This is a genomic window from Amycolatopsis sp. NPDC028719 (assembly GCF_055565395.1).
In genome coordinates, this window is the sequence record NZ_JBVHUL010000005.1 from 254,553 (window position 1) to 273,597 (window position 19,045).

18 protein-coding genes are annotated in these 19,045 nt (G+C 70.6%); 16 read left to right on the top strand and 2 right to left on the bottom strand.

Annotated features, from left to right (window positions below; genetic code table 11):
- The 3 genes from ACZ4TR_RS24490 to ACZ4TR_RS24500 are packed head-to-tail and all read left to right on the top strand — an operon-like array spanning position 1 to position 4,985.
- Positions 1 to 1,170 (top strand): acetoin utilization protein AcuC, encoded by a 1,170-nt coding sequence (locus tag ACZ4TR_RS24490; RefSeq protein WP_465289177.1) that lies wholly within the window; start codon positions 1 to 3, stop codon positions 1,168 to 1,170.
- A 2-nt stretch (positions 1,171 to 1,172) separates the two neighbouring features.
- Positions 1,173 to 3,854, top strand: a complete 2,682-nt coding sequence (locus ACZ4TR_RS24495; protein ID WP_465289178.1) for a bifunctional acetate--CoA ligase family protein/GNAT family N-acetyltransferase — start codon at positions 1,173 to 1,175, stop codon at positions 3,852 to 3,854.
- 3 nt (positions 3,855 to 3,857) lie between these two features.
- Positions 3,858 to 4,985, top strand: coding sequence for a serine hydrolase domain-containing protein (locus ACZ4TR_RS24500; RefSeq protein ID WP_465289179.1), 1,128 nt, complete (start codon positions 3,858 to 3,860; stop codon positions 4,983 to 4,985).
- Between the two features lie 65 nt (positions 4,986 to 5,050).
- On the opposite strand, the gene ACZ4TR_RS24505 is transcribed toward ACZ4TR_RS24500, so the two are convergent.
- Positions 5,051 to 6,073, bottom strand: coding sequence for an acyl-CoA dehydrogenase family protein (locus ACZ4TR_RS24505; RefSeq protein ID WP_465289180.1), 1,023 nt, complete (start codon positions 6,071 to 6,073; stop codon positions 5,051 to 5,053).
- Between the two features lie 9 nt (positions 6,074 to 6,082).
- On the bottom strand, positions 6,083 to 7,243 hold the full coding sequence (locus ACZ4TR_RS24510; protein WP_465289181.1) for an acyl-CoA dehydrogenase family protein: 1,161 nt from the start codon (positions 7,241 to 7,243) through the stop codon (positions 6,083 to 6,085).
- 70 nt (positions 7,244 to 7,313) lie between these two features.
- On the opposite strand from ACZ4TR_RS24510, the gene ACZ4TR_RS24515 reads away from it, so the two are divergent.
- The 13 genes from ACZ4TR_RS24515 to ACZ4TR_RS24575 all read left to right on the top strand — a co-directional run bounded on the left by ACZ4TR_RS24515 (position 7,314) and on the right by ACZ4TR_RS24575 (position 18,879).
- Positions 7,314 to 7,505, top strand: a complete 192-nt coding sequence (locus tag ACZ4TR_RS24515) for a ferredoxin (RefSeq protein ID WP_465289182.1) — start codon at positions 7,314 to 7,316, stop codon at positions 7,503 to 7,505.
- Positions 7,506 to 7,587: 82 nt separating this feature from the next.
- Entirely contained in the window at positions 7,588 to 8,454 is an 867-nt protein-coding gene (locus tag ACZ4TR_RS24520) for a 3-oxoacyl-ACP reductase (RefSeq protein WP_465289183.1), read from the top strand.
- Positions 8,451 to 9,215, top strand: coding sequence for a glucose 1-dehydrogenase (locus ACZ4TR_RS24525; RefSeq protein ID WP_465289184.1), 765 nt, complete (start codon positions 8,451 to 8,453; stop codon positions 9,213 to 9,215). The genes ACZ4TR_RS24520 and ACZ4TR_RS24525 overlap by 4 nt, the downstream gene beginning before the upstream one ends.
- A gap of 94 nt (positions 9,216 to 9,309) precedes the next feature.
- Positions 9,310 to 10,098 (top strand): MlaE family ABC transporter permease, encoded by a 789-nt coding sequence (locus ACZ4TR_RS24530; RefSeq protein ID WP_155542112.1) that lies wholly within the window; start codon positions 9,310 to 9,312, stop codon positions 10,096 to 10,098.
- Positions 10,098 to 10,946 (top strand): MlaE family ABC transporter permease, encoded by an 849-nt coding sequence (locus tag ACZ4TR_RS24535; protein ID WP_364521219.1) that lies wholly within the window; start codon positions 10,098 to 10,100, stop codon positions 10,944 to 10,946. Before ACZ4TR_RS24530 ends, ACZ4TR_RS24535 begins: the two co-directional genes overlap by 1 nt.
- The gene (locus ACZ4TR_RS24540; protein ID WP_465289185.1) at positions 10,943 to 12,286 is read left to right on the top strand and encodes an MCE family protein; all 1,344 of its coding nucleotides are present in this window, start codon (positions 10,943 to 10,945) and stop codon (positions 12,284 to 12,286) included. Before ACZ4TR_RS24535 ends, ACZ4TR_RS24540 begins: the two co-directional genes overlap by 4 nt.
- On the top strand, positions 12,283 to 13,320 hold the full coding sequence (locus ACZ4TR_RS24545; protein WP_465289186.1) for an MCE family protein: 1,038 nt from the start codon (positions 12,283 to 12,285) through the stop codon (positions 13,318 to 13,320). The genes ACZ4TR_RS24540 and ACZ4TR_RS24545 overlap by 4 nt, the downstream gene beginning before the upstream one ends.
- Positions 13,317 to 14,348: an MlaD family protein gene (locus tag ACZ4TR_RS24550; RefSeq protein WP_465289187.1), complete on the top strand. Its 1,032-nt coding sequence runs from the start codon at positions 13,317 to 13,319 to the stop codon at positions 14,346 to 14,348. Before ACZ4TR_RS24545 ends, ACZ4TR_RS24550 begins: the two co-directional genes overlap by 4 nt.
- The gene (locus tag ACZ4TR_RS24555; protein WP_465289188.1) at positions 14,345 to 15,538 is read left to right on the top strand and encodes an MCE family protein; all 1,194 of its coding nucleotides are present in this window, start codon (positions 14,345 to 14,347) and stop codon (positions 15,536 to 15,538) included. Before ACZ4TR_RS24550 ends, ACZ4TR_RS24555 begins: the two co-directional genes overlap by 4 nt.
- Positions 15,535 to 16,689, top strand: coding sequence for an MCE family protein (locus ACZ4TR_RS24560; RefSeq protein WP_465289189.1), 1,155 nt, complete (start codon positions 15,535 to 15,537; stop codon positions 16,687 to 16,689). The genes ACZ4TR_RS24555 and ACZ4TR_RS24560 overlap by 4 nt, the downstream gene beginning before the upstream one ends.
- Positions 16,686 to 17,921 carry an MCE family protein gene (locus tag ACZ4TR_RS24565; RefSeq protein WP_465289190.1) on the top strand — a complete coding sequence of 412 codons (1,236 nt, stop codon included), beginning with the start codon at positions 16,686 to 16,688 and terminating at the stop codon, positions 17,919 to 17,921. The genes ACZ4TR_RS24560 and ACZ4TR_RS24565 overlap by 4 nt, the downstream gene beginning before the upstream one ends.
- Positions 17,918 to 18,400 (top strand): hypothetical protein, encoded by a 483-nt coding sequence (locus tag ACZ4TR_RS24570; RefSeq protein ID WP_465289191.1) that lies wholly within the window; start codon positions 17,918 to 17,920, stop codon positions 18,398 to 18,400. Before ACZ4TR_RS24565 ends, ACZ4TR_RS24570 begins: the two co-directional genes overlap by 4 nt.
- Positions 18,397 to 18,879 carry a hypothetical protein gene (locus ACZ4TR_RS24575; protein ID WP_465289192.1) on the top strand — a complete coding sequence of 161 codons (483 nt, stop codon included), beginning with the start codon at positions 18,397 to 18,399 and terminating at the stop codon, positions 18,877 to 18,879. Before ACZ4TR_RS24570 ends, ACZ4TR_RS24575 begins: the two co-directional genes overlap by 4 nt.
- The last annotated feature ends 166 nt before the right edge of the window (positions 18,880 to 19,045 follow it).

Consider the following 19,045-nt stretch of genomic DNA (forward strand, 5'->3'; position numbering starts at 1 on the left):
ATGGCGCCGGCTGTCGTTTGGGACTCCGCCCTGCTGGGTTACGACCTGGGCGGGGACCACCCGTTCAACCCCGTCCGGCTGGAACTGACCGTCCGGCTGGCCACCGAGCTCGGCGTGCTCAACGACGTCCCCTTGCTCGTCCCCACCAGCGCCGGGGACGAAGAGCTGCTTCGCGTCCACGCCCCCGAATACCTCGCCGCCGTGCGGGAGGCGCCGCTCGTCGGGTGGGATGTCGGGCACGGGCTCGGTACCTCCGACAACCCCGTCTTCCCCGACATGCACGACGCCTCCGCGCTGGTCGTCGGCTCGACGCTGCTCGCCGCCCGGAAGATCGCCGAAGGCGAGGCGACGCGCGCGGTCAACATCGCCGGTGGCCTGCACCACGCCATGCGCGACCAGGCGGCCGGCTTCTGCGTCTACAACGACTGCGCCGTCGCCATCTCGTGGCTGCTCGACCACGGCTTCGAGCGCATCGCCTACATCGACACCGACGTCCACCACGGCGACGGCGTCCAGGCCGCCTTCTACGACGACCCGCGCGTCCTCACCATCTCGATGCACCAGCACCCCTTCACGCTCTGGCCGGGCACCGGCTACTCCGCCGAGACCGGCCGCGGGAAGGCGGACGGCACCGCGGTCAACGTCCCCCTGCCGCCGCGGACCCGGGATCCCGGCTGGCTGCGCGCGTTCAACGCCGTCGTCCCGTCTCTCCTCGCCGACTTCGAGCCGCAGCTGCTGTTCACCCAGTGCGGCGTCGACTCGCACGAAGAGGACCCGCTGGCCGACCTTTCCCTCAGCGTCGACGGGCACCGCACCATCTACGCCACCCTCCGCGACCTCGCCGAGACGTACGCGGGCGGCAAGTGGATCGCCGTCGGCGGGGGCGGGTACCAGCTGATCCGGGTCGTCCCGCGGTCGTGGACGCACCTGATCGCCACCGTCCTCGACCGGGACGTCGCCCCGTCGACGCCGCTGCCGCCCGGCTGGGTCTCCACCGTCACCAAGGCCGCGCCGAACGCCGTGCTGCCGACGGCGATGACCGACGACCGTGAAACCGAGTTCAAGCCGTGGGGCGACGGCCAGGACGACCCGGTCGACATCGCCGTCCGGGACACCCGCCGGGCCGTCTTCCCCCTGCACGGCCTCGACCCGGACGACCCCAGGGACTGACGATGGCCGGCCGGGACCCCTTCGACTACCCCCGCGACTGGGAGGCCGACGTCGTGCTGTCCGACGGCGGCACCGTCCACCTGCGCCCGGTCGTCCCCACCGACGCCGACGGCCTCGTCGCCTTCCACGGCAAGCTGTCCGAGCGCACCCGCTACTTCCGCTACTTCGGCGCCTACCCGCGGATCCCCGAGCGGGACCTGAAGCGCTTCTCGACCGTCGACCACCACGACCGGGTCGCGTTCGCCGCCTTCCTGGGCGACGACATCGTCGCGGTCGGCCGGTACGAACGGCTCGACCACGGGCCGTCGGCGGAGGTCGCCTTCGTCGTCAGCGACGCGCACCAGGGCCGCGGGCTCGGCTCGATCCTCCTGGAACACCTCGCCGCGGCCGCGTCCGAATGCGGGCTGCGCCGGTTCGTCGCCGAGGTGCTCGCCGAGAACGCCGCCATGGTGCGGGTCTTCCGCGACGCCGGCTACCAGGTCAGCCGCGAGATCGAGGAAGGCGTGCTGCACCTGGAGTTCGACATCGACCCGACCGAGGAGTCCCTCGCCGTCGCGCGCTCCCGGGAACAGGCCGCCGAGGCGCGCAGCGTGCACAACCTGCTGCACCCGACGTCGGTCGCGGTGATCGGCGCGTCCGCGGAGCCGGGCAAGGTCGGGCACGTCGCCTTCGCGAACCTCCTGGCCGCCGCGTTCACCGGCACCGTCTACCCGGTCAACCCGGAGCACCACTCGGTTCGCGGCGTCCGCGCGTACGCCTCGGTGCTCGACATCCCGGACCAGGTCGACCTGGCCGTCGTCGCGGTGCCCGCCGAGGCCGTCGAGTCCGTTTTGGACGCTTGCCTCGCGAAGGGCGTCAAGACGCTGCTGATCCTTTCCAGCGGCTTCGCCGAAGCCGGGCCGCACGGTCTGCACGCCGAGCTGCGGCTGGTCGGCGAGGCCCGGGCGCACGGCATGCGCGTCGTCGGCCCGAACGCGCTCGGCGTGCTGAACACCGCGCCCGGCGTCCGGCTCAACGCCACCCTCGCGCCGCGCCTGCCGGTGCGCGGGCGCACCGGGTTCTTCTGCCAGTCCGGTGCGCTGGGCACCGCGATCCTCGCCGACGCCGAGTCGCGTGGCCTCGGGCTGTCGACGTTCGTCTCGGCCGGCAACCGCGCCGACGTCTCGGGCAACGACCTGCTCCAGTACTGGGAAACCGACCCGGACACCGATCTCGTGCTGCTGTACCTCGAGTCCTTCGGCAACCCGCGCAAGTTCGCGCGGCTGGCCAGGAGGCTCGCGCGGACGAAGCCGATCGTCGCGGTGAAGTCGGGGCGGCACGCGGTGCGCCCGCAGCTGGCCGCGACGTCGACGGAGATCGACGAAGCCAGTGTCCAGGCCCTGTTCGAACAGGCCGGCGTCGTGCGCGTCGAGTCACTGGCGCAGCTGTTCGACACCGCGCTCGTGTTCGCCCACCAGCCGCTGCCCGCCGGGCCGCGGGTCGCGATCGTCGGCAACTCCAGCGCGATCGGGCTCCTGGCCGCCGACACCGCGCGGATGCAGGGGCTGCGGCTCGCGTTCGACCCGGTGGACGTCGGCCCGCAGGCCGGGCCGGACGACTTCGCCAAGGCGGTCGGCGAAGCCCTCACCTCACCGGACACCGACGCGCTGGTCGTCGTGTTCGCGCCGCCGGTGGCGATCCCGGGCACCGCGTACGCCCGCGCGCTGCGCGAAACCGTGGTCGAACTCGGGCAGCGCAAGCCGATCGTCTCGACGTTCCTCGCCGCCGAAGGCGTCCCGGACGAACTCGCCGTCGTCGCCGAAGACGGTGTCCCGACGCGTGGCTCGATCCCGTCCTATCCGAGCCCGGAACGCGCGGTGACCGCCCTGGCCCGCGTCATCCGGTACGCCGCGTGGCGGCAGCGCCCGCAGGGCACGCTCGTGACGCCGGCCGGGATCCACACCGAACAGGCGCAGGTGATCGTGCGCGAGCTCTTGGAGAACGAGAACGGCCGGACGACGCTGCTTTCGGACACCGACGTCGTGCGGTTGCTGGGCTGCTACGGCATCGACGTCGTCCCGTTCCGCGTCGCGTCCACAGTGGACGAAGCCGTCGCGGCCGCGGCCGAGCTGGGCTACCCGGTGACGCTCAAGGCCGTCGACGAACGGCTGCGCGGCCGGCCCGACCTGGCCGGGGTGCGGCTCGACCTGGCCTCCGACGGAGCCGTGCGCACCGCCTACGAGACGCTGCGCGAGATCTCCGACGACGATGACGTGTACGTCCAGCGGATGGCCCCGAAGGGCCTGTCGTGCGTGATCGGGCTGCAGGACGACCCGTCGTTCGGCACGCTCGTGTCGTTCGGGCTGTCCGGGCTGGTCAGCACGCTGCTGGGCGACCGCGCCTACCGGGCGGTGCCGCTCACCGACGTCGACGCGGCCACGCTGCTGCGCGAGCCGCGGACGGCGCCGCTGCTCACGGGCTACCGCGGCGACGAGCCCGCCGACCTCGCCGCCCTGCAGGACATGGTGCTGCGCGTCGCCGCGCTGGCCGAGGACAACCCGGAGGTGCGGTCCCTGGTGCTCGACCCGATCCTGGCCTCGCCCGACGGCGCCTTCGTCGCCAACGCCCGCCTCGTGCTGGGGGCGCCGCCGTCGCGGCCCGACACCGGCCCGCGGCGCCTGCGTGCGATCAACCCCGTGGACTGAACCGTGCTGACCGAACTGCTGAAGCGGCACGCTTCGGACCTGCCCGGCGCGGTCGCCCTCGTCGCGCACGGCGACCAGGTCGAGGCGGCTGCGGTGGGCTCGGCCGACGCCGAAGGGACCGTGCCGATGGCGCGGGACTCGCTGTTCCGCGTCGCGTCGCTGACCAAGCCGATCACCGCCGCGGCGGTGATGCTGCTCGTCGACGACGGCGAGCTCGCCCTGGACGACCCGATCGCGCGGTGGCTGCCGGAGCTCGCCTCACCGGTGGTCGTGCGGACGCCGGCCGGGCCGGTCGACGACGTCGTGCCCGCCGTCCGCCCGATCACGGTGGCCGACCTCCTGACGTTCCGGTGCGGGTACGGCCTCGCGGCGGACATGACGCTGCCCGCGGTCGACCTGCTGCTGCAGGTGCTGGGCCACCCGGCGGCGGCACCGCGGGCACTGGCGCCGGACGAGTGGATGGCCGCGCTGGCGCAGGTGCCGCTGCTGCACCAGCCCGGGGAGGCGTGGCTCTACGACACCGCATCGGACATCCAGGGCGTGCTGATCGCGCGGGTGGCCGGCCGGCCGCTGCCGGAGTTCCTGGCGGAGCGGCTGTTCGAGCCGCTGGGCATGGCCGACACCGGGTTCTTCGTGCCGACGGTGGCGCTGGGCCGGTTCACCAGCGCGTACCGGCCGGGGGAGGCGGGGCCGCGGCTGATCGACTCGCCGGAGGGCCGGTGGAGTGCGCCGCCGCCGTTCCCGTCCGGTGCGGCGGGCCTGGTTTCGACGGCCGGCGACCTGCTCGCGTTCGGCCGGTTCCTGCTGGCCGAGGGGAGGGCCGGCGACCACCGGCTGCTGACGCCGGAGTCGGTGCACCGGATGACCACCGACCACCTGACGCCGGCCCAGCGCGCGGCCGGCCGGATGTTCCTGCAGGGACAGGGCTGGGGATACGGCGGTTCGGTGGACGTCGAGGCGGAGCAGCCGTGGCAGGTCCCGGGCCGCTACGGCTGGGTCGGCGGCGCGGGAACGGCCTGGCACGTGCTCCCGGCGACGGGCACGGTGACGATCCTGCTGACGCAGGTCGAGATGACGAGCCCGGAACCGACCCGGCTGATGCGCGAGTTCTGGACCTACGCGGCCGAGTAGGAAAGCCGTGAATGTCGCATTGAGAGACTTCAAGTCCCTCAATGCGACATTCACGGCTTTCGGGGTCAGGCGTCCGCGGCCAGCTCGTCGCCCAGGGCGAGGAGCTGGGTCGTTGCCGAGCCCAGCAGGAACTCCAGGCGCTTCGCGGCCGTGAAGTAGCGGTGGGCCTCGTGGTCCACGTCGATGCCGACGCCGCCGTGGATGTGGACCGTCGTGTGGGCCACCCGGTGGCCGGCCTCCGCCGCCCAGAACTTGGCCGTCGCCACCGCTTCCGCCGACGGGAGGTCCGAAGCCAGCCGCCAGGCCGCCTGCAGTGACGTCAGCCGGACCGCCTCCACGTCCACGTACGCGTCCGCCAGCCGCTGGCGGACCGCCTGGAACCCGCCGATCACGTGGTCGAACTGCTTCCGCTCGGCCGCGTACGCCGCCGTCAGCTCCAGCGCCCGCTCGACCACGCCGAGCTGCTGCGCGCACACCCCCACCGTCCCGCGCAGGCGCAGCCATTCGCCGATGTCGCCCAGCGAGGTCCCGGGCACGCCGGACAGTTCCAGCAGGCCGGCGTCCGCGTGGTCGGTCGTCTGCTGCGGCCGCACCGTCACGCCGGGCGCCGACGCGTCGACCAGGAAGACCTCGCCGGACGCCGCCACGAGAAACCCGTGGGCGAACGCGCCGAAGTGCACCGCGGACCGGGAGCCCGACAGCACTCCGTCCGACGCCGTGAAGCCGTCCAGTGCCACCGCTAGAACGCGTTCTCCTCGCAGCACCGGCAGCACCCAGCGGTCCACCAGCTCCGGCGTGCCGAACCCGGCCAGCGCCGACGCCGCCATCGTGATCGACGGCAGGTAGGGGACCGCCGCCACCGCGCGGCCGATCTCGGTGAGCACCGCGCACTGCTCCAGCAGCCCGAACCCGCCGCCGCCCAGCGAGGACGGCAATGCCGCGTCGAGCACGCCCGCCTGGCCCAGAGCGGTCCACAGTGGAGCGTCGAAGCCGCCGGTGCCGTGCGGGTCGTGGGTGACCTTGTCGGTGACGATCCGCCGGGTCAGCGCGGCGAGGTCGGCCGACGCCTCGGAGGGGGTGAAGTCCATGAGACGCTCCTAGCGCGTGACGGGCAGGCCGAGGGCGGTCGCGGCGATCATGTCCCGCTGGATCTCGTTGGTGCCGCCGCCGAAGGTCAGGATCAGCGCCGACCGGTGCAGCCGCTCGATCCGCCCGGCCAGCAGCGCGCCCGGCGAACCGTCGCGGACGACGGCCGCCGCGCCCAGCACCTCCATCAGCAGGCGGTAGGCCTCGATCGCGAACTCGGTGCCGTACACCTTCGTCGCCGACGCGTCCGCCGGGCCGAGCTCGCTCGCCGCGGCCGCCCAGGCGATCCGCCAGTTCCGCAGCTTCAGGTACTCCGCGCCGGCGTGCACCCGCGCGAGGTGCAGCCGCACCCACTCCTGGTCGATCGCGCCGGTCTCCTTCGCCCAATCAAGCACCGCCGTCAGGGCCTTGCGGACGGGCGCCGACGACGTCAGCGCGACGCGCTCGTGGTTGAGCTGGTTGGTGATCAGCGGCCAGCCCGCGTTCTCCTCGGCGACTCGCGCGGACACCGGCACGCGCACGCCGTCGTAGTACGTCGCGCTCGTCCCGGCGCCGGCGACCGTGCGCACCTTGGTCCACGAAAACCCGGGAGCCGACGTCGGCACGATCAGCATCGACAGGCCGCGGTGCTTCTTCGCGTCGGGGTCGGTCCGGACGGCGAGCCACACGTAGTCGGCGTACTCGATCAGGCTGGTCCACATCTTCTGCCCGGTGACGACGTACTCGTCGCCGTCGCGCACCGCGCGCGTCCGCAGCGACGCCAGGTCGGTGCCGGCCTCCGGTTCGGAGTAGCCGATCGAGAAGTGCAGCTCGCCGGCGGCGATCTTCGGCAGGTAGAACGCCTTCTGCTCGTCGGTGCCGTAACGCATGATGGTCGGCCCGACGGTGTTCACCGTGAGGAACGGGACCGGCACCCCGGCGACGGCCGCCTCGTCGGTGAAGATGAGCTGGTCGAGCATCGGCCGGCCCTGCCCGCCGTACTCCTTCGGCCAGCCGAGCGCCAGCCAGCCGTCCTTGCCCAGCTGCCGGACGATCTCCTTGTACGCCACGCCATCGCCGTACTCGTCGCCCGCGCGGAGGCTTTCGCGCCGCTCGGGCGTCATCAGTTCGGCGAAGTACTCCCGGAGCTCCGCGGCCAGTGCCCGCTGTTCCGGCGTGTAGTCGATCCGCACCCGTCACCTCGATCCGGCGTTATAGTAGAACCTGTTCTAGTTGTACCAGGACTCACGCGGCGGAGGAAGCATGGAGATCGGCGTCGATCGTTCGCTCTGCGAGGCGAACGCGGTGTGCGTGGGGTTCGCGCCGGACGTCTTCGACCTGGACGACGACGAAGAACTCGTCATCCAGCCGGGACCGGTTCCGGCCAATCGAGTAGAACATGTTACAGATGCCGTGAAGGGTTGCCCCAAGAATGCCCTGTTCATCGCCGGTTAGCGGTGTTCACTCAAGGGCTTGCCCTCGGCAAGAACAGATTCTAATGTAGGCCCGATCACCGGACTCGACGAGGAGGCCTCGCGTGAGCCTGACCGGCAGGACAGCGATCGTCACGGGCGCCGCCGCGGGCTTGGGCCGAGCCGAAGCGCTCGCCCTCGCCGCCCAGGGCGCCACGGTCGTCGTCAACGACATCGGCGAGCCGAAGGACGTCGTCGAGGAAATCGAAGCCGCCGGCGGCACTGCCGTCGCGGTCGCCGGTGACGTCGGCGAACGCGCCACGGCCGACGCGCTCGTGAGTGCCGCCCTCGACCTCGGCGGGCTCGACGTCGTCGTGAACAACGCGGGCGTGCTGCGCGACAAGATGCTGTTCTCGATGTCCGACGACGACTGGGACACGGTGCTGCGCGTGCACCTGCGCGGCCACTTCCTGTTGTCCCGCAACGCTGCCAAGTACTGGCGTGACAAGTCCAAAGAAGACGGTCAGCCGGTCTACGGGCGCCTGATCAACACCGCGTCCGAAGCCTTCCTCATCGGCTCGCCCGGCCAGCCCAACTACGCCGCCGCGAAGGCGGGCATCACCGCGCTCACCATGTCGGCCGCCCGCGGCCTGGCCAAGTACGGCGTCCGCGCCAACGCGATCTGCCCTCGCGCGCGGACGGCGATGACCGAGGGTGTGTTCGGCGCGGCTCCCGAAAACACCTCGGCGGGCGCCGATCCACTCTCGGTCGAGCACGTCGCCCCCTTCGTCGCCTACCTCGCTTCGCCCGCGGCCGAGCACGTCAACGGCCAGGTGTTCGTCGTCCACGGCGGCACGGTCGCCCTGGTCGAAGCGCCGCGGATCGAGCAACGCTGGCGCATCGACGAGCTCGAGACGTCGGTCAGCGCGTTCTTCGCCGAGCGCGACCCCGGCCGGATGTTCGCCGCCACCGAGATCCTGGGAGAGTCATGAGGCTGGACGGGAAGATCGCCCTCATCACCGGCGCCGCGCGCGGCCAGGGCGCGGCCGCCGCGCGCGCGTTCGTCGCCGAGGGCGCGAAGGTGCTGATCGCCGACATCCTGGACGACGAGGGCAAGCAGCTCGCCGCCGAACTCGGGGAGCAGGCCGTCTACCAGCACCTCGACGTCGGCGACGAGGACGGCTGGGTCACCGCGGTCGAGCGGGTCACCACCGAGTTCGGCGCGCCGAACGTGCTGGTCAACAACGCGGGCATCCTCCATTTCTCGGAACTGGGCAAGACGAAGCTGGCCGATTACGAACGCGTCATCCGGGTGAACCAGATCGGGGCGTTTCTCGGGATGCGCTCGGTCGTTGAACCGATGACCGCCGCCGGCGGTGGCTCCATCGTCAACGTGTCCTCTGTGGAGGGACTGGCCGGGATGCCCTACCTCGTCGCCTACACCGCGAGCAAGTTCGCCATCCGCGGGATGACCAAGGTCGCCGCGATGGAACTCGGCAAGAAGCACATCCGCGTCAACTCGGTCCACCCCGGCGCGATCGACACGCAGATGGTCGAGACCGCCGCCGGCGGGCAGAAAGTCGACATGTCGTACGTCGGGAAGAAGGTCGCGCTCGGCCGCGTCGGGCAGCCCGAGGACGTCGCGAAACTGGTGCTGTTCCTCGCCAGCGACGAAAGCGCGTACTGCACGGGTTCGGAGTTCGTCGCGGACGGCGGCGCCACGGCGTCGCACGCCCTCAACCTCAGCTTCTGATGCTTTGACGGAGATCAGTTAACACCGCTAACGAAAATCGGGCACCGGGTATGGAGAACACTCGGGGGTCAGCGACGACCTACTGGGAGGTGTGGTGAGCGAGAGCACGGGCACGCTCCCGGGAACCGCGGCCCTGACCCAGGTCGGGCGCCTCGCGACGCTCTCGTGGGAGGTCCTGCGCGCGATCTTCAAACGCCCGTTCCAGACCCGCGAGTGGATCCAGCAGTGCTGGTTCTTCGCCAGCGTCACGATCCTGCCGACCGCGCTGGTGGCCATCCCGTTCGGCGCGGTGATCGCGTTGCAGCTCGGCTCGCTGACCGCGCAGATCGGCGCCCAGTCGTTCACCGGCGCGGCGAGCGCGCTGGCCATCGTGCAGCAGGCCAGCCCGCTGATCACCGCGCTGCTCGTGGCGGGCGCCGGGGGCAGCGCGGTCTGCGCGGACATCGGCGCGCGCAAGATCCGCGAAGAGATCGACGCCATGGAGGTCCTCGGCGTCAACCCGATCCAGCGCCTCATCGTGCCACGCGTGCTCGCCGCCATGGTCGTTTCGGTGCTGCTCAACGGCTTGGTCAGCGTCGTCGGCGTGCTCGGCGGCTACTTCTTCAACGTCGTCCTCCAAGGCGGCACGCCCGGCGCGTACCTGGCCAGCTTCAACGCCCTGGCCCAGGTGCCGGACCTGTGGGTCAGCGAGATCAAGGCGCTGCTGTACGGCTTCGTCGCCGGGGTCGTCGCGGCGTTCCGCGGGCTGAACCCGCCGCCGGGCCCGAAGGGTGTCGGCGACGCGGTCAACCAGGCCGTCGTCATCACGTTCCTGCTGCTGTTCCTCATCAACGTCGTGCTCACCGCGATCTACCTGCGGATCGTCCCGCCGAAGGCCATGTGATGACGGCGGAGCCCCTCGACCACGACCGGACGCTCGAGTACATCGCGCGCCCGGGCCAGAGCCTGGAAGGCCTCGGCAAGCAGCTCGCCTTCGCGGCGAAGGCGCTCGCCTGGTCGCCGCGCACGATCCGCCGCTACAGCCGGGAAACGCTGCGGCTGCTCACCGAGGTCTGCTTCGGCACCGGCGGCCTCGCCGTCATCGGCGGCACGCTCGGCGTGATGATCGGGATGACGCTGTTCACCGGCCTGATCGTCGGGCTCCAGGGCTACTCCGCGCTGAACCAGCTGGGCACCGCCGCCCTCACCGGATTCATCTCCGCCTACTTCAACACACGCGAGGTCGCGCCGCTCTCGGCCGGGCTCGCGCTGAGCGCGACCGTCGGCTGCGGCTTCACCGCGCAGCTCGGCGCGATGCGGATCTCCGAGGAGATCGACGCGCTGGAAGTCATGGGCGTGCCGAGCATGCCGTACCTGGTGACCACGCGGGTGCTCGCCGGCGTCGCCGCGGTGATCCCGCTGTACGCGGTCGGCCTGCTTTCGAGCTACCTCGCGTCGCGGCAGATCACCATCTGGCTCTACGGCCAGTCCGCGGGCACCTACGACCACTACTTCACGCTCTTCTTGCCTCCCGGCGACGTCCTCTGGTCGTTCGGGAAGGTGATCGTGTTCAGCGTGCTCGTGATCCTTTCCCATTGCTATTACGGCTTCAACGCCAGCGGGGGCCCGGCCGGGGTCGGCGTGGCGGTCGGCCGCGCGGTGCGGACGTCGATCGTGCTGATCTCGGTGCTGGACTTCTTCCTGTCCCTCGCGATCTGGGGCGCGAACACCACGGTGAGGATCTCGGGATGAGGCGCGAGCTCTGGCAGCGGCTCCGGTACCAGGTGCTGGGGCTCGCCTTCCTGCTCGTGGCCGCGCTGTTCATCGCGCTCACGCTCGCCGTCTACAACAAGGCGTTCACACCGGTGACGCTCGTGAAGCTGGAGACCGACCGCGTCGGCAGCCAGCTCCGCACGGGTGGCGACGTCAAGGTCCGCGGCATGCTCGTCGGCGAGGTCCGGTCGGTGCTGGCGAAGGGCGACCACGCCGAGCTGGAGCTGGCCCTCGACCCGGACAAGACGCACGTCATCCCGAGGAACGTCTCGGCGCGGCTGCTGCCGAAGACGCTCTTCGGTGAGCGGTACGTTTCGCTGCAGCTGCCCGAGGCTCCCGGGCTCTCGCAAGGCCCGATCAAGGCCGGCGACGTCATCCCGCAGGACCGCAGCAGCACCGCGATCGAGCTGCAGAAGGTGCTCGACGACGTGATGCCGCTGCTGCAGGCGGTCCAGCCGGAGAAGCTGTCGAGCACGTTGACGGCGGTGTCGACCGCGCTCGAAGGCCGCGGCAAGCAGCTCGGCCAGACCCTCGTGCAGCTGTCGGACTACCTCGGCAAGCTCAACCCGTCGCTGCCGGACATCAAGGCCGACATCACCGGCCTCGCGAACGTCGCGAACACCTACGACCGGGCGGCGCCGGACCTGCTGCAGGCACTGTCCGACCTGACGACGACGAGCCGGACGATCGTCGACCAGCGCGACCGGCTGACCGACCTGTACGCCACCGTGGCGGCAGCGTCGATGGACCTCACGAGCTTCCTGCAGGTCAACAAGGACAACCTGATCCGGCTCACCACCGCGGTCCAGCCGACGCTGGACGTCCTCGCCAAGTACGCCCCCGAGTACCCGTGCCTGATGCGGCAGCTGGCGGAGTCCGTGCCGCGGGCGGAGCTGGCGTTCGGCAAGGGCACCGCGCACCCCGAGGTCAGCCGGGTCACCATCGAGTTCGCCGCCAGCCGCGGCAAGTACCTGCCCGGCGTCGACGAGCCGAAGTACGAGGACAAGCGCGGGCCGCGTTGTTACCCCTCGGTCCCGAAGCCGGGGGTGTGGCCGCAGTACCCGCCCGACGGCCCGATCGAGGACGGCTCCAGCAAGCCCGCGCCGCCGAAGTCGCCGTCCGGGGAACTGCCCGGCCCGTTCACCGCGGGCGGCGGCGCGATCGGCGGGTCCGGCAGCATCGTCGGCTCGGCCGACGAGTCGGACCTGATCGCGCTGCTGGCGTCGCCGGCGCTGGGCGCCCGGCCGGACCAGGTGCCCGGCTGGGCCGGCCTGCTCGTGGGGCCGCTCTACCGCGGGGCGGAGGTGGAGCTGAAGTGAGGAGTTTCGTCCCGTCCCTGGTCAAGCTCGCGGTGTTCGCCGTCGTCACCGTGCTGCTCACCGGCGTCCTCGCGGCCACCATCGCGAACACGAACTTCGGCGAGGCATCCGGCTACCTGGCGAAGTTCACCGACGCGTCCGGCCTCAAGGAAGGCGACGATGTCCGCATCGCCGGGGTCAAGGTCGGCCAGGTCGACGCGATCGCGGTCGTCGAAGGCGAGCGGAACCTCGCCGAGGTGCGGTTCGACGTCGAGCACACCTACCGGCTGCCGGAGACGGTGACCGCGACGATCAAGTACCGCAACCTCGTCGGCCAGCGCTACCTCGCCCTCGGCACCGACGTCCCGGGTGAGCGCGCGCTGCCGGAGGGCGGCACGATCCCGCCCGAGCGCACCAAGCCCGCGTTGAACCTCACCGTGCTGTTCAACGGATTCAAGCCGCTGTTCAAGGCGCTGAGCCCGAAGGACGTCAACCAGCTCTCGGCCGAGATCATCAGCGTCTTCCAGGGCGAGGGCGGCACGATCACCAGCCTGCTCCAGCACACCGCGTCGCTCACCACGGCGATCGCGAGCAAGGACCAGGTGATCGGGCAGGTCATCGCGAACCTCAACACCGTGCTCGGCACGGTCAACGCCCACGGCCCGCAGCTCGGCGACCTCATCGAGCAGACGCAGAAGCTCGTCAGCGGCTTGGCCGAGCAGCGCAAGCCGATCGGCGACGCGGTCAGCGCGCTCGGCGACCTCGCGGTGTCCACGACGGGCCTGCTCGCCGACGCGCGACCCGCGGTGAAGGACGACGTCGACCGGCTCGGCGTGCTGTCGCAGCACCTCGGCGACTCCGGCGTGCTGCTCGACCACCTGCTCGAAGTGCTGCCGGGCAACCTGCAGAAGTTCACCCGGACGCTGAGCTACGGCAGCTGGTTCAACTACTACCTGTGCGGGATCACCGGCACCATCGGCATTTCCTCGCTCGACATCACCCTGCCGATCATCCCGATCCCCGGCACCCAGCGCGCGGAAAGGTGTGGTCCGTGAAGCCGTTGAAGGATCGCAACCAGGCCGCGGTCGGCGCGGTCGCGCTCGTGCTGATCGTGCTCGTCACGGCCACGACGTACTTCTCCGACCAGCTCCCGTTCTTCGGCAACGGCACCACGTACTCGGCGTACTTCGGCGAGTCCGCCGGGCTGGCACCGGACAACGAGGTCGAGGTCGCCGGCGTCAAGGTCGGCACGGTGTCGTCCGTGACGCTCAAAGGCAAGCAGGTGCTCGTGCGCTTCCGCGTCAAGGACGTCCGGGTCGGTGACGCCACGACGGCGTCCATCGAGATCAAGACGCTGCTGGGGGAGAAGTACCTCGCGCTCGACCCGAAGGGCGGCGGCGCGCAGGAGCCGGACGCGACGATCCCGCAGAGTCGCACGCGCACGCCGTTCCAGTTGCAGGACGCCTTCGAACAGCTGTCGACGACGGTCGGCGACATCGACACGAAACAGCTCGCGGACAGCTTCAACGCGCTTTCCGACAGCCTCAAGGACAGCCCGCAGTACCTCAAGGACACGCTGACCGGCTTGTCTTCGCTGGCCAAGACCGTCTCCTCCCGCGACAACGACTTGCACACGCTCCTGGCCAACACGAGCCAGGTGTCCAAGACGCTGTCCGACCGCAACGCGCAGCTGCAGCGCGTGATCAGCGACGGCAACTTGCTGCTCACCGAACTGCAGAACCGCAAGACCGCCATCCACGCGCTCCTCACCGGCACCCAGCAGCTCTCGCAGCAGCTGTCCGGGCTCGTCGCGGACAACCGCGCGCAGCTCAAGCCGACGCTGGACAAGCTCGGGAAGGTGACCGACATCCTGCAGCGCAACCAGGGCAACCTCGACCAGAGCCTCAAGCTGATGGCGCCGTTCGCCCGCGTCGGCGCGAACGCCACCGGCAACGGCCGCTGGTTCGAGGGCTACCTGTGCGGGCTGCTGCCGCCGACGATCACCGCGGCCGGGCTGCACATCAACCCCGAAGGCTGCACCCCGCCGATCGCGGCGCCGAACCAGGGGGTGGGCGGCCGATGACCATCCGGACCTACCGCGGCCGCAGCCTCGTGACGTGGCTGGCCTTCGCCTGCATCGTGGCACTGGTCGTCACCGCCGGGCTGTGGCTGGTGTTCCGCGCCTCCACCGGCACGACGCTGTCGGCGTACTTCGGCAAGACCGTCGGGCTCTACGCGGGTTCGTCGGTGCGGGTGCTCGGCGTGCCGGTCGGGCAGGTCACCGACGTCACGCCACAGGGTGACGCGGTGCGCGTGGACATGCGGGTCGACGACGTGCCGCTGCCGGCCGGCGTCGGCGCGGTCGTCGTCGCGCCGAGCCTGGTCAGCGACCGGTACGTCCAGCTGACCCCGGCCTACGACAGCGGCCCGACCCTGGCCACCGGCACGGTGCTCGCGAAGGACCGGACGGCGACGCCGGTGGAGCTGGACGACCTGTACTCCAGCCTGGACAAGCTGTCGACGGCGCTCGGCCCGAACGGCGCCAACAAGGACGGCGCGCTGTCCGGCGTCCTGGACACCGCGGCGGACGCGCTGAAGGGCAACGGCGCCTCGCTGAACTCGACGGTCGGGCAGCTCGCCGACCTCGCGAAGACCCTCGACGGCTCGAAGGACGACCTGTTCTCGACCGTGCAGAACCTCAACTCCTTCACCGGCGCGCTGGCCCGGAGCGACCAGCAGCTCAACGAGTTCTACGGGCGCGTCGCCGACGTCAGCCAGTTCCTCGCCGCGGACTCCTCCGACGTCGGAGCGGCACTGCAGTCCCTCGGCGGGGCGCTCGGCGACGTCCAGCAGTTCGTCAACGACAACAAAGGCGCGCTGGAGTCCAATGTGGACAAGCTGGCGTCGCTCTCGAAGGTCCTGGTCGACCAGCGCGCGTCGCTCGCCGAGGTGCTCGACATCGCGCCGACCGGCGCGACCAACTTCATCAACTCCTACGATGCCGCGTCGGGCACGATCGCCGTCCGCGACAACCTCAACGAGCTCACCAACCCGCCGATCCTCACCGTGTGCCGGCTGATCGGCGCGGGCACCCCGAAGGAAGTCCCCGACACGCTGGGGAACGTCTGCAAGCAGCTCGCGCCGGTGCTGGACGGCGTGCTGAAGCTGCCGACGATCCCGCAGGTGCTCAACTCCCTGCAGAACGGCACCCTCCCGCCGTTGCCACTCCCGCTCGTCGACGTGATGGAGCAGCTTTCGGGGGGTGCGAAGTGAAGCGGCTCGCGGGAGTGCTCGCCGGGGTGCTGGTGCTGGCGGCCTGCAGCGACGGCGGGTTCAACGGCCTCTACGGCACGCCGCTGCCCGGCGGCGCGGACGTCGGCGACCACCCGTACCACGTCACCGCGCTGTTCACCGACGTGCTCGACCTCGTGCCGCAGTCCAGCGTCAAGGTCAACGACGTCGCGGTCGGGCGGGTCGACAAGATCACCCTGACGCCGGACACGCGGTCCGCGCTGGTGGCGATGACCGTCAACGGCGACATCGCGCTGCCCGCGAACGCCCGTGCCGAGCTGAAGCAGTCTTCACTGCTGGGGGAGAAGTTCGTCGAGCTGAGCGTGCCGGCCGCCGAGCCGGCCACCGGGAAGCTGGGGGACGGCGCGCAGATCCCGCTCGGGCGCACCAACCGCAACCCCGAGGTCGAGGAAGTGCTCGGCGCGCTGTCCCTGCTGCTCAACGGCGGCGGCGTCGAGCAGATCCAGAAGATCAGCCGCGAGCTGAACGACGCGCTGTCAGGCAACGAGCCGGAGATCCGCGCGCTGCTGTCGCGAGTGGACGAACTGGCCACCCAGCTCGACGGGCACCGGACCGAGATCCTGCGCGCGATCGACGGGCTCGGGAGGCTGTCTCACACCTTGACCGCTCAGACGCAGAATCTCTCCAACGCGCTCGACAACCTCGCGCCAGGGCTGAAGATCGTCACCGACCAGCGTGACCAGCTCGTGAGCATGCTCAACGCGCTGAACACGCTTTCCGGCGTCGCGGTGGACACGGTCACGAAGAGCCGTGACCAGCTCGTCGCGAACCTCAAGGCGTTGCAGCCGACGCTGACCAAGCTCGGCGAGGCCGGTTCCGACCTGCCGAACGCGCTGCAGATCCTGCTGACTTACCCGTTCCCGGACTACGCGGGCAACGTGATCAAGGGCGACTACGCGAACGTCGAGGCGAACGTGAACCTCGACCTGGACACGCTGATCCAGAACTTCACGAACTCGTCGCAGCCGCCGATCGCGCTGCCTTCCGGGATCGGCGGGCAGCCGTCGACGGTCGCGCCGCCGTTGCCGCTGCCGGACCTCGGACCGGGGCCGCAGAGCGCGGGCCCGGATCTGCTGGGCGGGCTGCTCGGCCTGATCGGGGGCGGCAGGTGACCACGCGCAAGGTCCGCATCCAGCTGTTCGCGTTCGTCGTCATCGCGGTCGTGTCGGTCGTCTACGCCGGCGGCCGGTACGCCGGGCTGGACCGGCTCTTCGGCAACCGCGGCTACGTCGTCACCGCGCAGCTGACCGACTCCGGCGGCATCTTCGTCAACTCCGAGGTCGCCTACCGCGGGGTCACGGTCGGACGGGTGACCGGGATGACGCTGACCGAGCACGGTGTCGACGTCGCGCTCGACATCGATTCCGGCGCCCCGGACATCCCGGCCGACGCGCACGCGCAGGTGGCGAACCGGTCGGCGGTGGGGGAGCAGTTCGTCGACCTCCTTCCCCTGCACGACGGCGGTCCGTTCTTGACGGACGGGTCCGTGATCACCGCGGACAAGACGTCGCTGCCGCCGTCGCCGGACACCGTGCTGACCCACCTCGACGACCTCGTCGCGAGCGTGCACCCGGACTCGCTGCGCACGGTCGTCGACGAGACGTACAACGCGTTCGCCGGCGCGGGCCCGGAACTGCAGCAGCTGCTGGACAGCACGAGTTCGCTGACCTCGGTGGCCACGCAGTACCTCCCGGAAACGCAGGGCTTGCTGGCGAATTCGCGGATCGTGCTGGACACGCAGGAACGGCAGGCCGCGAACATCACCGACTTCGCTTCCGGTTTGAAGAAGATCGCGGGTCAGCTCAAGACGTCGGACCCGGATCTGCGGCGCGTGATCGCCCAGGCGCCCGCGCTGAGCCGGCAGATCAGCGACGTGCTCGCGGCATCCGGGACCGACCTGGGTGTGCTGTTCGCCAACCTGCTGACCACGGCGCAGATCACGACGTCGCGCAAGGACGCCATCGAGGAACTGCTGGTGGCGTACCCGATCATCTCGGCGTTCTCGCCGTCGACGTCCCCGGACGGCACCGGGCACCTGGGCGTGGTGCTGAACTTCTTCGACCCGGCTTCGTGCACGAAGGGCTACGAAGGGACGAAGCAGCGTCCGGCGAACGACGAGTCCGAGGCGCCGGTGAACCTGAACGCGTACTGCGCCGAGCCGCCGGGCAGCCCGACCGGGGTGCGCGGGTCGCAGAACGCGCCCTACGCGGGCAAGCCGCCGGCGATCCCGGCCGCGCCTCAGCAGCAGGCGGCCGCTTCTTCGCCGGCGCAGCTGCCGGGGATGCTGAGCCTGCTGACCGGGCCGTCGGCGGGCGGGCTCGGCAAGCTGCTGGGCGCGCCGTGAGGGTTTTGGTCGTGGCCGCGGTGGTTTCGGTGCTCGCGGCTCTGTTCTCCGGCTGGTCCTGGTGGCGGGCCGCTTCGGACGATGCATCTGCCCGGGGCCGCGAGCGTGACGCCGTGCTCGCGGCGGCGGGCCCGGAACTGGTCACGCTGAACACGATCGACTACCGGGCGGCGGGCGCGGACGTGGACCGCTGGATCGCGGCTACGACGGGCCAGTACGGCAAGGATCTTGCTGGGGACCGCCAGGTGCAGATCGACCGGGCGACCACGGCTCGCACTGTTTCGACGGCGTCGTTGGTCCAGGCCGCGGTGACGGAGATCGACGTGTCCCGCGGGACGGCGCGTCTGCTGGCGGTGCTGGACGTACGGGTCTCGACGGGCGGTTCTCCCGCTTCGCCTCGCTTGAACCGGCTGACGGTGGACGTTGCGCGCTCCGGCTCCGGCTGGAAGGTCGCGGGTGTGCAGGCGGCGGGCTCGTGACGCGGGTGCTGGCTTTGGTCGTGGCAGTGGCCCTGGGCTGTGCCGTGTGGTTCGGTGTCGAGACCGCTTCCCTGTCCCCCGGGGACAATCTCGCTTTGGTGGACACTTCGGCGACTGCGTCGGTTTCGTCCGAGGTGAGCGATGCGGTGAAGTCGGTGTTTTCTTACGACTACGCGAACCTGCCGCGCACCGAGCGGGCGGCTTCGGAGGTGCTGACGGGGGCGGCGGTCGGCCAGTACCGCGACCAGTTCGCTTCGGCGCGTACGCGGGCTACGGCGGAGAAGCTGGTTCGGACGACGACTGTTCGGGCGGTGGGGGTGCGGACCTTGGTGGGGGACGATGCTTCGTTGTTGTTGTTCCTGGATCAGCAGACTGTTACCCAGGGTGGGGGTGCGCCGTCTTCTTCCGTTGCTCAGCTGGCTGTGACTGCCAAGCGGGTTGATGGGCGTTGGAAGTTGGCTTCTCTTACTGCGCTTTAGGGTTCTGGGCTCTTTGGTTTTCAAGATACGGCTTCGCCGGGGCGTGGGAAATCGGCGCTTCGTGTTGTTACTTGCCGCTCGGTGCGAGAGCGCCGATTCCCCACGCAACGGTGTCCCTGCCGCTGTACAGCTTCCAGCTGATCGAGTGATGAGTCTGCGTTCGGAT